This is a genomic window from Dehalobacter sp. TeCB1, assembly GCF_001707455.1.
In the GTDB taxonomy this organism is placed as follows: Bacteria; Bacillota; Desulfitobacteriia; order Desulfitobacteriales; family Syntrophobotulaceae; genus Dehalobacter; species Dehalobacter restrictus.
The window spans coordinates 80099-95307 of record NZ_MCHF01000017.1; the positions used below are offsets into that span (position 1 = coordinate 80099).

Here is a 15209-nt window from a genome sequence, read left to right on the forward strand (position 1 = left end):
GAATTACTCCTTGGCAGGTACGGCAGGAGCGCTGATATTGCCTGTACTGCGCAGCGTGGTATCGATATTTAACGCTACTTCAATGTCCGGAAAGACCTCGTCCCATTTCATCTTTAGTTTCTTCCACTTGGAGGGGTATTTCCAATAGATTGAATCACCAAAACCGAAGATATCTGAATTGAGATCCCTGGCCGTTTTTAAAGCAGCTATGATTTCCTTTCTGATTTCTGCAGATAGTTCTTTTTCCAGAGAGGCAACATGGACTGGTGATGTTATGTCTTCTGAACCACTTTGGCTATTGATAATCCCTTCCGCTTTGATATCCAGCTTTATCAGAATCGTGTCATCTTGGATGACGGGTGTCATTTTACTCTTCGCACGCATAATCTCCAGGCTCACTGTACCATCACCGCTAGGGACAGCAACATCAATCATTCCGCCTTTTACTTTGTTGATAACCCATAATAGTCCGCGCGTTTCACGTTTATTCAGTTCGCCAACCAATTTATCATGCTTAAAAACTGCTGTTCCAAAGACTTCCACTGTTTTTTCATTTCCGTCACCGGTCACTCTAATCAAGGGTGCGATAGGAGCAGTGGTCTTACTCATTAAACGACGAATAAAATCGATTAATCTAACTGTTGGCGATTCAGACGTTACATTTTGCGTTTCAACTAATTTGGCAATGTTAATTGCCGGCAGTTTCTCCAATCCAGGCGAAACATCAAGTACCTCACTTGCCCGGTCTTCGGAGACCGCAATCAGAACATTAAAGCGAGTCTCATTATCCCGTATAAACGTATCAATATATTTTTGTATTCCTTCTTCAGCCAATTTCCTCTCGATTATCAAAACCTGATTATGTGGGAAATACAACTTGTGGCTGGATTCATGACTAAAATCTCTGATAATTTCAGAGGCAACATATCCCGTTCTTTTTATGTTCCAGTAAGCATTTGTCCCGTTCCCGCCGCTCCCACTACTCTTATTTTTAGCAGAAGCAGATTTTAGTTCACCTGGTTTTACCACTTGTGTCGTCAATTGTATTTCTCCGGGTTTCTCGGCTTTATCTAAACCTACGCCAACCACGAACGATAAAGAATTTAACTCATGACGGCTCCAGCATCCGCTTATAGGTAGAATTAACATGAAGCATACCATGGTTTTTATAATGAAACCCATACGATTTTTCATCAATTGCCTCTTGTTTTCAATGTTATTCAAGCCGGTCTAGCTCTTGTCTTCTTCTGACGGACGGCTGGGTTTTAATCTGAACTCCTGGCGTTCAGGGTCATGCCAGCCTATCGTCCTAGGGCGGGTAAACATTGCCCAAATAGGCGCCCTGATGAATGTATCTTTCAAGTCTTGCGTACTGAGAGGAGCGAAAGGTGATAAATAGGGGGTGCCAAAAGATCTTAAGGAAGCCAGGTGAATAAATGTCCCCATTAATCCAAGTGCAATCCCAAACCCTCCCATTGCCCCGGCTAAGAGAACAAGAATTAATCGTAGGATACTACCGGAATCTGTTTGGGAAGGAACCACAAAACTGCAAATTGCTGTCAAAGCTATCACGATAACCATAGGTTCTCCGATTATTCCGGCGCCTACAGCAGCCTCGCCAATAACCAAAGCCCCCACAATACTGACCGCTTGACCAATAGGACGGGGCAAGCGAACCCCGGCCTCCCTGAGAATTTCAAATGTTGTTCCCATAATGAGTGCTTCTGCCATCGCAGGAAAAGGGACGCCCTCCTCGGATGCAGCCATGGTAAAAAGTAAGGAAGTAGGAATCAATTCTTGGTGAAAAGTTGTTAAAGCAACATAGATTGCCGGAGCTGTAATGCTAATCAGAAAAGCTAAAAGCCTGAGGAGTCTAACCACGCTTGCAAAATAAGGCCGGGAATAGTAATCTTCAGCGCTTTGAAAACTTTCAATAAAGACCATTGGAACGGTAAGCACAAAGGGAGTCCCGTCAACAAAAATGGCCGCCCTTCCTTCCAAGATTTTTGCTGCAACAAGATCCGGTTTTTCACTGTTAGCAACTGTGGAGAAAATAGAAAAAGGAGCATCCTCAATGAACTGTTCGATATACCCTGATTCCAGAATTGCATCTGTCTTAATTCTATTAAGACGCCGTTGAATTTCTTTGATGAGCTGTGGATGAACGAGATCTTTTAAATAGGCAACACAAACAATAGTCTTGGTTCGTTCACCTATTTTCATTGTTTCCAGAGTTAAATTAGGGTTTTTTATTTTACGACGCAACAGGGTTGTATTGGTAAGCAAATTCTCGGTAAAGCCTTCCCTCGGACCCCGGACAACGGATTCTGTTTTGGGTTCGTCCACACCACGGGTTTCCCAACCTTCGGTGCCAATGACTAAAGCTTCTTTTGAGCCATCAATCAGTAGAATTGTTTTTCCGGACAAACAGCCATCTACGACTTCATCGATCTTAGAAGCTTTTTGAACCATTCCCACTGTAAGCAGCGTTGTCTGAATAATACTCATATTATTCAGTAATGATGTTTCTTGTCTGGAGCTTAACCGGATGTCGTACATCAATGGTTTTATAATACTTTCGTTAATTATGGCTGTATCCGTCATCCCGGATAAGAAGACGATCGCACCACGCGTAAGTCCCTGATCACCAAAGTTAAATTCACGCATGTTAACATCATAGCTCTTTCCGAACATACCTTTTAAAGCGGTAAGGTTTTTGTTCAGATTGTCGAAAAGGTTAGATTGAGAATTCTCTGAATGATTGGCGTTAGCGCCGTTATGATTTGCTAACTGCCAAAAACGCAGTTTAGAATGAATGGAGCGGAACATACTGCTTTCATCCTTCCACTTTGAACCTAACCTTACGTAGTATCTCCCGTTAGGAATGAAGTTATTTATGAATACTGTTTTGGATTCAAAAATTGGCTGAGCACGTAAGATTTGCGAACTGGAATATGGGATGTGATGACGGCGATATGTGTTATCTCTGCTTGTAACTGATATTACAATGTGTTAGCATTGACGTAACGGATATGACAAAGGGAGCTAGGGCGATGGAGATCGCTCTTTTTAATGAGAAAAGAAAATGAGCAATAACAATAAGATCCGGGAAAAGAAGATCTTGGGCATAGAGAAGAACATCTTTTTCGTAGGCCTGACAAGTTTTCTAACGGATACGACGACGAAAATGATTTATTCTGTAATGCCGTTATTTTTAATGTCCTTGGGAGCAACTAAAACGGAGCTCTCTTTGATTGAAGGGATTGCGGAGAGTACGGCATCCGTGCTTAAAGCGTTATCCGGATGGTGGAGTGACAAGATCAGAAAAAATAAGCCATTCATGGTCATAGGGTATGCTTTCACGGCAGTTCTTTCACCCATGTTTTCGATGGTAACCTCGCCGCTGCAGGTTCTGCTTATCAGGTTTACCGAGCGGGTTGGCAAGGGCATCCGGACGGCGCCAAGAGACAGCCTGATCGCCGCGTCCTCTGAAGACGGCAGCAAAGGCAAAAACTTTGGCTTTCATAAAGCGATGGATAACAGCGGGGCGATCGTTGGGCCGCTTCTGGCAGCAGGAATCCTGCTGTTGTTTCCAAATGATTACCGGCTGATATTTCTTATAGCAGCCATCCCAGGTTTGCTGGGACTGATAAACATTATATGCTTTGTGAAGGAAGCAAAATCGGAGAAGATGGAACCGCTTGGGAAAATTACATTGAAGGACTTCCCGAAAAAGTACTATGCCTTTCTTGGAATCATCTTTATCTTTACGATGGGAAATTCAACCGATGCGCTTCTTTTGGTCAAAGCCAGTGATATTGGGATCAAAGACTCCTTGATTCCGATGATCTATTTGATCTTTTACGCAGTGTCAGCGCTCTTCTCCGTACCAGCCGGCATGCTGTCAGATAAAATCGGCAGAGAAAGACTGATTATTTTTGGCTATCTGCTGTATTCAATCCTATATTTCGGGTTTGGCAGAACAAACAGCGGAACCGTAGTGGTATTGCTTTTTGCGTTGTACGGACTTTACAGCGCAGCCACTGACGGCGTACAGAAGGCATTGGTGTCTGATTTGATTGACAAAGACAAACGGGGAACAGGACTGGGCATATATAACAGCCTTGTGGGTATTACGCTTCTTCCGGCCAGTGTCATAGCAGGTTTGCTTTATGATCATGTCAATTACAGCGTGCCATTTTACTATGGCTCTGTGATGGCTCTGATTGCTGCGCTGTTCATGATTATCTTTTATCGGAAAGGGTTAAGGCATCTTGAAAACTGATGTTTAGTTCTAACTTAAGCGGAGAAAGTTAAATATAACAGAACAACATTCAGCGAGACAATAAGACTTACGATTACCACACCGGCAGCATTGGTGATTTTACGGTTTGTCATTTCACCCATAATGTCCCGGCGTTTGGTGATCAGAAGCAGCGGAATGACCGCTGCCGGCAGCGCAAAGCTTAAGGTAACCTGGCTCATAATCAGCATCTTCATCGGGTTAAAGCCAAGCCACAGGAGAATGATGGCCGGAATCATAGTAATTGCCCGCCGGATATTGACCGGAATATCCAGACCGATGAACCCTTTCAGCATACATTCTCCGGCCATAGCGCCAACGGTGGATGAGGAAAGGCCTGAAGCAAGCAGCGCCAGGCCAAAAGCACCGCTGGATAAACTGCCAAGTAGCGGCGCCAGGGACTTGTGTGCCTGTTCAATGGAATCGACGGGACCCTGGTTAAAAAAAACGGCTGCAGCGATAATAACCATTGCAGCGTTGACCAGAAACGCGATGTTCATAGCAAAGGCGATATCCAAGCATTCCATTCGGAAATGCTTTTTTGCTTCGGCCAAATCATCGGAAGTACGTCTTGCTTTCATCAAGTCCGAATGGAGATAAATGACGTGCGGCATAACGGTCGCGCCCAACATGCCGACGGCAACCAGAATGCTTTCGGGACCTAGGCTAGGAACCAAGGTGTGCAAAGCGACCGCGTGCCAATCCGGTTTAGCCAAGAACAGCTCGAGACAATACGAGGCCCCGATGACGGCCACCAGACTGATGATAATTCTTTCAACCATATGCTGGCCGAAACGCCGCAAATAAACAATGACGAAGGTCAGACATACGGTTATCAGACCTGCTGCCACGAGCGGTATGCCGAAAAGTAGGTACAGGCCAAGCGTCGAGCCCAGGAACTCTGCCATATACGTTGCGATGACGGCAAACAGCATGATGATCCAAAGTAAAAGATTTACCGGCCTGGAGAAAACACGTCCGCACTGCGTAGCCAGATCAACACCGGTAACAATGCCGAGCTTCGCCGACAGTGTTTGCAAGAAAATCGCCATCAGGTTGCTCCATAAGACAACCCAAACAAGATTGTAATTGAAATTGGAACCTGCGCTGATGTTGGTGGCAAAATTGCCGGGGTCAATATAGGCGACACTCACGATGAAGGCCGGACCCAGGTATCTCAGTGTGTCTTTGATCTTTTCCAGCCAGGTATTTTTAGGCAAAGGTAATGTTAATGAAGTTTGAACAAGGTTGATTTCTTTGCTCATTGTTATAACCCTCCGCTTATTTCTAATGAACTGTCATATGAGGCAAGAAAATGATATAGGTATAGAACGAAGCAGTACACATAGATGTGAATCTACTGTGATACGGCTGAATAATTCTTTCTTAAATAGCGATAAGCATTTAGGTGGATGCTAACAAATATCAGTAACTTCAGGTGAAGCGAGAGGAGTGGGGAAGATGCTTTCACCGAGCCTGGAAGATTATTTGGAGGAAATTTATCGCTTTTCGCTGTCACTTGATGAAGTTCGAGTCACGGATATAAGTAATAGGCTTCAGGTCGCTTTGCCTTCCGTAACGAAAGCTCTCTACAGACTGCGAGACTCTGACTATATAAAGTACGAACCGTATGGCGAAATCAAGCTTACGGATAAAGGAAAAGAGTATGGGTTTTACCTGGTTGCCAGGAATCAGCTGCTGCAGGAATTTCTTTCGCTGATATGTAGCAAATGCAATATTGCTGCTGAGGCTGAAGCGATGGAACACTACCTTTCAATTGCATCGATTGATGCGATAAAAACGCTGGTGGAGTTCATGAAAAGCAATACGTCCTGGAAACAGGATTTTGACGACTTTGTTCTGCGTCATACAAGGGAGAAATAACTGTAGGTATTCTCTGGAGGTTAGCCGAAGCTAACTTTAACGAGTGATTCTAAAACAGAATATGTTGGAGAAGAAAAAAGTGTGCATCACATAATAAACAACACCCCGAATGTTAGCCGGGGTGTTCGTCTGATTAATGTGGTATGCTCCTGAAGCTGGCGGAGTCTGTTTCCTCAGCATACCATGCGTTCAAATGAAGCGGCAAGGTGAGTCGAACGCTTCTTGCTAAATCACCCTATCGGGGGTATGATAAACGAATGAAGAGTCAGGGTGGTGGCGGCGTGCAGGATATTCGCGCCAGGGCTGCAAAGGAAACCGGAAAACTAAAAATCTTCTTTGGCTATGCCCCGGGTGTAGGAAAAACCTATGCGATGCTTGATGATGCCCACAGCCAGCTGAAAAGCGGGGTAGATGTTGTCCTAGGTTATCTGGAGCCGCATACAAGTCCTGAAACCATTCAGCTGCTGGACGGACTGCCGGCATTGCCGCCGAAGACTGTTAACCATAAAAACCGTTACCGCAAAGAATTTGATCTGGACGCCGCTTTGCAAAGAAAACCCGAGCTCCTGCTGGTTGATGTGCTGGCCCATAGTAACGCGGACGGCATGCGGAACAAAAAACGCTACCAGGATATCGAAGAGCTGCTGAATGCCGGAATTGACGTCTACACCACAGTCAATGTGCAGCACATCGAAAGCCTGAGAGATCTAATGCAGGATATCACGAAGGTTAATGAGCAGGACACGATTCCGGACTATATGTTTGACAGCGCCGATAAAGTTGAGCTGATCGATATCGAGCCGGACGAACTGATGAAACGCTGCGGGGGAAAGAAATGTCCCTTAAGTCTTGAAAGCCTGCGCCTCCTGCGTGAGACCGCTATGCGCAAGGTTGCGGACCGGATCGTCAACGAGAATCAAAATGAACAGCGCTTATCCGTAAAAACAGCCGGAATTAAGCTATTAGTCTGTATCAGTTCTTCGCCGTCGGCCGCTAAATGCATCCGCTGGACGGCCAGATCGGCAGAGGCCTTCCATGCCCCGTGGACTGCTTTGTATATCGAAGATATGGAAAGCAGGTATTTTACGGAAGAAGAAAAGAAAAACGTCCAGGAGAATCTGGATCTGGCCGAGCTCTTAGGCGCCAAAATTGTGACGCTGAACGGACATGGTCTGGCTTCCATCATTTCGGAATATGCCAAGCTTACGGGCATCACAAATATTGTCATTGGAAAAAGCAGAAATAAAAAGACGCTGAAAACATTATTTGATCCGGCACTTGAGGATAAGCTCATCGGGCTGCTGCCAAACATTGAAATTCATATCATCCCAAGCAGCTGGCCTCAAAGATCCTATCGCGAACCGCGAAGGAAGCGGATCAGCCAAGACCTGTTCTTATCCTGGCCGGATATCTGGAAAACGATAGGGGTTCTGACTGGGGCAACCCTGCTTTCCTTTGGCCTTCGGGCGCTGGAATTTGGCAATCAAAATATTATCATGGTCTATATCTTGTCTGTGTTTTTTATTTCCAGACTCACCATGGGGTATGTGTACGGCATGACTGCCTCGGTCTTAAGTGTACTTGTTTTTAACTTCTTTTTTGTTTCGCCGCTTTTCACGTTTTATGCCATCCAGACAGGCTATCCGGTCACTTTTGTGATTATGCTGGTTGTGGCTTTGATCACAAGTACGACGACTGTCCGCATTCAGACCCAGGCACGGCTCGCCGCGGAAAGAGAAGGGCGCACCGAGTTATTGTATGAGATAAATAAAAGGCTTTTAACGACCAGAGGACTTCAACATATTGTTACGCTGACGAACGAATACATTGTGAAACTTTTTAAATGCTCCGCGGTTTTTTACACCCGGGATCAGTATGGACCGGCAAACCTGTATCGTTCATCCAATCATCATGGTTCATCAGGTATTCTGACGCAATCCTCCGCAGAACCTGATGCTTCATTTCTGCTGTCGGAGCGCGAAAGCAAGGTTGCTCAATGGGTATTTGCCAATCAAAAACAGGCCGGTGCAGGAACAGATACGCATACAGAAGCAGGCGCTTATTATATGCCGATCATTTCCCAAGGCGATGTGCTTGGCGTGATTGGAATTTCATGTCTCAAAGGCAGATTAAACCGTAATAACCGTCTGCTGCTAAAAATGATTATTTCCCAAGTCGCCATGGCTTTGGAACGGCAGTACCTGTCTGATGAACAACGGCAAATATTAATCGAATCAGAAAAAGAAAAAATGCGAAGCAATCTGCTGCGCGCAATTTCGCACGATCTGAGGACCCCGCTGACCGGCATTCTCGGGGCGAGCTCAGCAATCCTTGAAAATGGTGATCATCTGGATAAAGAGACCCATAGCCAATTGGTCTCGAACATCAAAGAAGATTCGCAATGGCTGATACGCATGGTCGAAAACTTATTGTCCGTGACCCGGATCAAGGAAGGGACCATGAATGTCGCCAAAACATTTGAGGCCGCTGAGGAGATCGTGGCTGAAGCGATCAGTAGAACCCGTCATCGTTACCCGAACAGTAAAATAGCGGTGCAGGTGCCTGAAGACCTTTTGCTGGTGCCGATGGATGGAAAGCTGATTGAGCAGGTTTTGATCAATCTGCTCGAAAATGCGGTCAAGCATTCGCCGGATGACACCGTGACCGCGGTGCAGGTGACAAAAGCCGGAGCTCAGGCTGTCTTTGAGGTCAGTGACAACGGACCAGGAATTGCCGAAGAGGATTTCCCGTATTTATTTGAAAGTTATGTGCCCTGCGGCAAACGCAGCTCGGATTCAGCCCGCGGAATGGGAATCGGTCTGTCAATATGCATGTCGATTATCAAGGCTCACAATGGGAAAATGGAGGCTGCCAATAAAGAGCAGGGCGGTGCCGTATTCCGGTTCACACTGCCTCTGGAGGAGAACATTTATGAGTAACAAACCTTTGCTCCTGATTGTCGAAGATGATGAAAAAATCTGCAACTTTATTTCGGCGATCCTGAGTTCCAATGATTATCAGATTATCCGGACAGCCCGGGGGAAAGAGGCTGTCTCAATGGCGGCATCCTATTCGCCCGATTTGATCCTGCTGGATCTCGGTTTGCCGGATATGGACGGCGTGGAAGTGCTGCGTACAATCAGGCAGTGGAGCGGAATTCCGATCATCGTTGTGTCGGCCCGTGGACAGGAGCGGGAAAAAGTTGAAGCCCTGGATCTTGGTGCGGACGATTATCTGACCAAACCGTTTGGTACTTCCGAGCTGCTGGCCAGGATAAGAACCGGGATCCGTCACAGTCAAAAGAACGTTAGTGTCAGTTTTCCCGAATCAGAGAAGATGACAGTCGGCGATCTAGAGATAAACTATCAGAAAAGACTTGTAGCCATGGCCGGTAAAGAAATCCACCTTACACCGATTGAATACAAGATCATTGTGCTGCTTTCCAAAAACACCGGGAAAGTACTGACCCACGATTTCATCATGAAGGAAATATGGGGACCTTACACCAATGAGATCCAAGCGCTCAGGGTCAATATGGCCAATATCCGCAGAAAGCTGGAAATCAACCCTGCAGAACCCAGGTATATTCTAACCGAGGTTGGGGTAGGATACCGGATGGTTGAGGAGATTTAGCCCGTACAAACGGGCTTTTTTTATTTAACATAATCTTTATACATTCTTTATATGAAGGGCATATATCTGAATTCTTTCTTTATGCCATCGGTGTTATAAATAGGTGTGCGAACGAAATTAACCTTTTTTGGTATATCATGAAGTATAAGTACTTCATAATATATCTAAGTGCAGCAAAGGCTGCCAACGGCTATAGATGGCAAGGAACGCAACTATTTTAATTGGATGGTGAAACATTTCATGGTATCTGCCCTTAAACGCTTCTTAATCGGGCGTCCTTTAAAATCAACGGAGCTTGGCGAACAGAAGCTGACCAAGAAGAAAGCCCTTGCGATTCTTTCTTCCGACGCTTTATCCTCGGTAGCGTACGGCCCGGAACAAATCCTGATCGTTCTCTTTACGGTTGGAACGGCAGCATTCTGGTATTCTGTTCCGATCGCGATCGGTGTTTTGGTTCTCTTAATTGCTTTAATCCTGTCGTACCGGCAGATCATTTTTGCTTATCCGCGCGGCGGCGGAGCGTATGTCGTATCGAAGAACAACCTCGGCATGAATTCAGGCTTAATCGCCGGAGGCTCCCTGCTGGTCGACTACATTCTGACTGTAGCGGTTAGCGTGTCTGCAGGAACCGATGCGCTTACCTCAGCTTTCCCGGCCTTGCATGTCCATGCAGTAGCGATCGCTGTGTTTTTTGTTCTCTTAATTACGGTCCTTAATCTGCGCGGGATAAGAGAATCCGCTACGATCCTGGCCTATCCTGTCTATTTGTTTGTGGCGGCCCTGTTTATTTTAATTGGTGCCGGTCTGTACAATGTCTTTACAGGTCAGGTGCCGGCCGAACTGCATGCGGCTGTCGGCACACCTGTCGCAGGGATAAGCTTGTTTATTCTGCTCAAGGCCTTTGCCTCCGGCTGTTCGGCTTTGACTGGTGTTGAAGCTATCTCTAACGCGATCCCGAATTTTAAAGAGCCCGCTCCGAATAATGCGGCCAAGACATTAATGGCGATGGGTAGTTTGCTCGCGATATTGTTTTCTGGGATTGTATTTCTGGCCTTTTATTATGGAATAGCCCCGAATGCACAGGAAACGGTTGTTTCCCAAATGGCTGAGGGAATATTCGGACGTAATTTTATCTACTACTTTATTCAGGGCACAACCGCGTTGATTTTGATTCTGGCCGCAAACACCGGATACTCGGCTTTCCCTTTACTGGCTGTGAATCTTGCCAAAGACAAATTTATTCCAAGGATGTTCACGATCCGCGGAGACCGTCTTGGATTCTCCAATGGAATCCTTATCCTTGGCTTTTTATCGATCCTCTTGATTGTGGCTTTTAAAGGGAAAACGGAGCGCCTGATTCCGCTTTACGCGATTGGCGTGTTTATTCCGTTTACCCTGGCCCAGACCGGAATGATCGTAAAATGGTTCCGCGAAAAGCCGAAAGGCTGGATGCCAAAGCTAATTATTAATTCGCTCGGGGCGCTGATCAGCTTCGTCGTTGTCATGATGTTCCTGTTAACCAAGTTCACGCAGGTTTGGCCGATTTTGATCTTCCTGCCGTTGATTATTCTGCTCTTCCACAGAATCCACAAGCATTATATGGACGTCGCAGAACAGCTTCGGGTATCAGCGGCTGAACCAACAGTACCGATTAAAGGAAATATTATCATTATTCCTGTTGCAAGCATCACGCGCGTGGTGGAAAATGCGTTAAACTATGCAAAATCGCTGTCGGCAAACCAGATCATTGCAGTAAGTGTTTGCTTTGATAAAGAAGAAGAGAAAAAGCTCGAGGAAAAGTGGGAGAAATGGAATCCCGACGTCCGTTTGGTAACGTTGAATTCTCTACACCGGAGCATTGTCCATCCGCTGACCAAATTTATCGATATGATCGAACACAAAGCAACCGATCAGAATTATCAGATCATGGTTCTGATCCCGGAATTTATTCCGAAAAAAGGATGGCACCATATTCTGCATAACCAGTCGAGCTTACTAATCCGCACACATTTGCTATATCGGAGAAATGTGTGCGTGGCTACGATACCGTACCATTTACAAAAATGAAACTAAATGACCGATCAGACAGAATCACATAGCCTTAGATCTTACTTGTTTCGATTCTTTGTAAGTCAGGAAAATCATGAGCACATCGAAGATCGTAAGCAGAATCAGAAATGCGGAATGTGTGAACGTATAGCGGTAAAGCTGGTAAACGACAAACAAGATTAAGGACAAAATGGCCAAAGGGTAAGCCCACAGTTTTTGGCGCCATAACAGAAGTACGAGAATGCATTTGATGATCCCGTGTGACAGCAGGTAGAATACCACAAAATGCTGCGTGCTGGAGGAAAAGCTGGGGCTGGAATTAATCAGGTAATTGGCAAACAAGTCTTGCGGGTCTTCAGATAATTCATGCTGCGTCAAGAGGCGTATCAGCCAGTTGTACCGGTCCGGCGTCAGAAACAGCAGCAAGATACTGCCGATAATTTCCAGTAGACCGTCAATGCCTTTCATTAGCAAGCCGATTTCGAAGCCGATATGGAAAATATCTTTCCGTTTATTTGTCTTAGGTGTTGTCATCCTTATATCCTTTGCGTAATATTAAGTAATTGGTCTCTTTCAATCGTATACGATATTTATTAAATGTCCACTAAAATTCAATTAATTATTCATTAAAAAAAGCAGATGCCTTAAAATGTCTAAATAAAAATGTCTAAATAAAATCTGCATAAAATATTGCTTAAAAAAAAACAATATGGTAAAATTCAACTATCTCTTTGCACTGCATATCAATCTACAGTACAAACTGAGCAGGCGATGAACTTGGACACAAGTTCATGGGGCTGGGCCCGTTGGGCAGCAGGTGATGATACACATATACCTGTGGGACAGTAAAATGTTCTACAGGTATTTTTATATCCTTCAAGACAATAAATGGAGGCATCTGTATGACAGAACAACAAATCAGGGAACTGCAGGGACTTTCAAGTCCCGAAGCCAGACAGCTTCAGGAAAGGTTCGGGAAGAATGAGCTGGTGCCTGAAAAAAAAGAAAGCTTTCCGCGCAAGATCCTGCAGGTAATTAGTGAACCCATGTTTTTGCTGCTGCTCATTGCGGCTGTGATCTATTTTATCCTCGGAGAACCCCGGGACGGCGCCATCATGCTTGTTTTTGTTGTCGGGATTATCAGCATAGAAGTCATCCAGGAATGGAAAACCGACCAAACACTTAGGGCTTTGAAGGATTTATCCACGCCGAAGATTTCCGTACTGCGCGATGGGATGATGCAGATCATCAACAGTTCGGACCTGGTGCCCGGCGACATCATGTTTATTGCTGAAGGCGTCAAAGTGCCGGCGGATGGCACGGTTTTAAAAGCGAGTACACTATGTGTCGATGAATCCTCGCTGACCGGCGAATCGGCAGGTGTCTGGAAAGTTGTCAACGGAGAGAAGGCTGCCGATGGGGAATTGTCCCTCGACAGCAAAGAATACTGGCGACGGGACTATTGCTACGCCGGGACGCTGGTTACCCAGGGCACCGGAGCGATCAGGGTCGATCAAATCGGCCCGGCTACCGAATACGGAAAAATCGGGCAGGAAATAGCCGCCGCGCCTGACCGTCCGACCCCGCTGGAAAAACAAACCGGAAAACTGGTCAAGCTGTGCGCGGGAATTGCCGCAGTCTTATTCGCGCTGGTCGGAGTCGTAACCTATTTCAACCTGCCGGACCATGTTGGCAGTGAACGGGTCATCGAAAGCATTTTGTCTGGGATCACCCTGGCCATGGCCATGATCCCGGAGGAGTTTCCTGTTATTTTGACCGTGTTTCTATCGATGGGTGCCTGGCGGCTGGCCAAAAAGCAGTCACTGGTCAGAAGATTGTCGTCCGTAGAAACGCTCGGGGCTGTATCCGTTCTTTGTGTCGATAAAACAGGTACCATTACCATGAACCAAATGACGGTCCGGGATACCTGGAGTCTGAACGATGACGGCGAAAGGTTGATCCGGATTATGGGCATGGGCTGCGAGCCGGATGCCTATGACCCGATGGAGAAGGCTATGATTGCTTACTGTGAAGCGCAAGGGGTAGGCAGAGAGCTCCTTTTTGACGGAGAGCTGATCAAAGAATATGCGTTCACGGATCAGACCAAGATGATGGGACACGTCTGGCAAAATGAAAATGAGCTTGTGGTCGCAGCCAAAGGCTCGCCTGAACGTATTCTGGACGTATGCAGTCTGACGGATCAGGAGAGAAAAGTTGCCGAGCACAAAATCAGAGAAATGTCGCAGCAGGGCCTGCGGGTGATTGCTGTTGGCCAAATGGTACTGACCGGCAAAGAGGAAGTCCCGGACACCCTGCCGGAATGCCGGCTGCAGCTTTGTGGTATGGTGGGTCTTGCCGACCCGCCGCGGGAATCTGTTAAGCAGGATATTCAAATCTGCAACAAAGCCGGGGTTCGGGTCGTTATGATCACCGGAGATAACGGGATTACGGCAAGCACGATTGCCAGGCAGATTAACATGCCGAACTGCGATAAGATTATCACCGGCGATGAGCTGAATCAAATGAGCGAGGAAGAACTGCGTGAGAAAGTCAAGGATGTCAGTATCTTTTCCAGGGTAATTCCGGAACATAAAATGAGAATCGTCAAAGCTTTTAAAGATAACGGCGAGATTGTCGCGATGACCGGAGACGGCGTCAATGATGCGCCAGCCTTGAAATATGCCGATATTGGGATTGCGATGGGCAAGCGCGGTTCTGAGGTTTCTCGTGAGGCTGCCGATCTGGTCCTGCTGGATGACAACTTTTCAACCATTGTTGATACCATTAAGGATGGCCGAAGAATCTATGATAACATCAGAAAAGCCGTGGGCTATGTTTTCACGATTCATATCCCGATCGCATTTGCCTCTTTACTTGCACCCTTCCTGGGAATCAGTCCGGCGAGTCTTTTGCTGCTGCCGCTGCACGTGGTACTGCTTGAAGTTGTCATTGACCCCACCTGTTCCATTGTGCTGGAGCGGCAGCCGGCCGAACGGGATATCATGGATCAGCCTCCGCGCAATCCCAATGAAAAGCTGCTCACTGCAAAAATACTGACCAAAAGTGTCCTACAGGGTCTCGTGATCTTTGGGGCATCATTCGGTACCTATTTCACTATTTTAAACAACCATCCTGATCAGGCTTCTCTGGCCAGGACTATGGCACTAGCGATTATTTTGCTGGCAAACCTAGTGCTGGTTCAGGTGAACAGCTCCAATACGGATTCTGCTTTTCGGTCTTTTGCGAAACTAATCAGAGATAAGGTCATGTGGATGGTAAATATTGGGACCCTAGCAGGATTGCTTCTTATTATCTATACGCCGCTGAATCACTTATTGAA

The 15209-nt window shown here is 46.2% G+C and carries 10 protein-coding genes and 1 riboswitch; of the genes, 6 read left to right on the plus strand and 4 right to left on the minus strand.

The features are described 5' to 3' along the window. Positions 1-3: 3 nt before the first annotated feature. The gene (locus tag A7D23_RS05445) at positions 4-1194 is read right to left on the minus strand and encodes a Ger(x)C family spore germination protein (protein WP_019225466.1); all 1191 of its coding nucleotides are present in this window, start codon (positions 1192-1194) and stop codon (positions 4-6) included. A gap of 36 nt (positions 1195-1230) precedes the next feature. Beyond that, entirely contained in the window at positions 1231-2829 is a 1599-nt protein-coding gene (locus tag A7D23_RS05450; protein ID WP_019225467.1) for a spore germination protein, read from the minus strand. A 256-nt stretch (positions 2830-3085) separates the two neighbouring features. Here A7D23_RS05450 and A7D23_RS05455 point away from each other — a divergent pair, with 256 nt between their 5' ends. Then, positions 3086-4285, plus strand: coding sequence for an MFS transporter (locus A7D23_RS05455; protein ID WP_019225468.1), 1200 nt, complete (start codon positions 3086-3088; stop codon positions 4283-4285). Positions 4286-4299: 14 nt separating this feature from the next. Here the strand turns inward: A7D23_RS05455 and A7D23_RS05460 are convergent, their stop codons facing one another. Next, complete coding sequence (locus A7D23_RS05460) at positions 4300-5568, minus strand: Nramp family divalent metal transporter (protein WP_019225469.1); 1269 nt, start codon at positions 5566-5568, stop codon at positions 4300-4302. 196 nt (positions 5569-5764) lie between these two features. Here A7D23_RS05460 and A7D23_RS05465 point away from each other — a divergent pair, with 196 nt between their 5' ends. From A7D23_RS05465 to A7D23_RS05480, 4 genes are all read left to right on the plus strand, one after another. Further along, entirely contained in the window at positions 5765-6187 is a 423-nt protein-coding gene (locus A7D23_RS05465) for an iron dependent repressor, metal binding and dimerization domain protein (RefSeq protein WP_015044310.1), read from the plus strand. 257 nt (positions 6188-6444) lie between these two features. After that, the gene (locus A7D23_RS05470) at positions 6445-9126 is read left to right on the plus strand and encodes a sensor histidine kinase KdpD (RefSeq protein WP_019225470.1); all 2682 of its coding nucleotides are present in this window, start codon (positions 6445-6447) and stop codon (positions 9124-9126) included. After that, entirely contained in the window at positions 9119-9820 is a 702-nt protein-coding gene (locus A7D23_RS05475; RefSeq protein WP_019225471.1) for a response regulator transcription factor, read from the plus strand. Before A7D23_RS05470 ends, A7D23_RS05475 begins: the two co-directional genes overlap by 8 nt. A 240-nt stretch (positions 9821-10060) precedes the next feature. Continuing rightward, entirely contained in the window at positions 10061-11887 is a 1827-nt protein-coding gene (locus A7D23_RS05480) for an APC family permease (protein ID WP_019225472.1), read from the plus strand. 24 nt (positions 11888-11911) lie between these two features. Here the strand turns inward: A7D23_RS05480 and A7D23_RS05485 are convergent, their stop codons facing one another. Further along, positions 11912-12403 (minus strand): DUF2127 domain-containing protein, encoded by a 492-nt coding sequence (locus A7D23_RS05485; RefSeq protein ID WP_019225473.1) that lies wholly within the window; start codon positions 12401-12403, stop codon positions 11912-11914. Between the two features lie 216 nt (positions 12404-12619). Continuing rightward, positions 12620-12717, plus strand: a riboswitch (NiCo riboswitch). 54 nt (positions 12718-12771) lie between these two features. Between A7D23_RS05485 and A7D23_RS05490 the strand changes: the two genes are divergently transcribed. Next, positions 12772-15209 (plus strand): cation-translocating P-type ATPase (locus tag A7D23_RS05490; protein ID WP_068883402.1); only part of this gene is annotated, 2438 nt, incomplete at its 3' end.

What these genes read in the sequence shown, in the direction of transcription:
- A7D23_RS05445 (WP_019225466.1), bottom strand. Translation starts at nt 1,194, where the DNA reads ATGAAAAATCGTATGGGTTTCATTATAAAAACCATGGTATGCTTCATG.
- A7D23_RS05450 (WP_019225467.1), bottom strand. Translation starts at nt 2,829, where the DNA reads ATGTTCCGCTCCATTCATTCTAAACTGCGTTTTTGGCAGTTAGCAAAT.
- A7D23_RS05455 (WP_019225468.1), top strand. Translation starts at nt 3,086, where the DNA reads ATGAGCAATAACAATAAGATCCGGGAAAAGAAGATCTTGGGCATAGAG.
- A7D23_RS05460 (WP_019225469.1), bottom strand. Translation starts at nt 5,568, where the DNA reads ATGAGCAAAGAAATCAACCTTGTTCAAACTTCATTAACATTACCTTTG.
- A7D23_RS05465 (WP_015044310.1), top strand. Translation starts at nt 5,765, where the DNA reads ATGCTTTCACCGAGCCTGGAAGATTATTTGGAGGAAATTTATCGCTTT.
- A7D23_RS05470 (WP_019225470.1), top strand. Translation starts at nt 6,445, where the DNA reads ATGAAGAGTCAGGGTGGTGGCGGCGTGCAGGATATTCGCGCCAGGGCT.
- A7D23_RS05475 (WP_019225471.1), top strand. Translation starts at nt 9,119, where the DNA reads ATGAGTAACAAACCTTTGCTCCTGATTGTCGAAGATGATGAAAAAATC.
- A7D23_RS05480 (WP_019225472.1), top strand. Translation starts at nt 10,061, where the DNA reads ATGGTATCTGCCCTTAAACGCTTCTTAATCGGGCGTCCTTTAAAATCA.
- A7D23_RS05485 (WP_019225473.1), bottom strand. Translation starts at nt 12,403, where the DNA reads ATGACAACACCTAAGACAAATAAACGGAAAGATATTTTCCATATCGGC.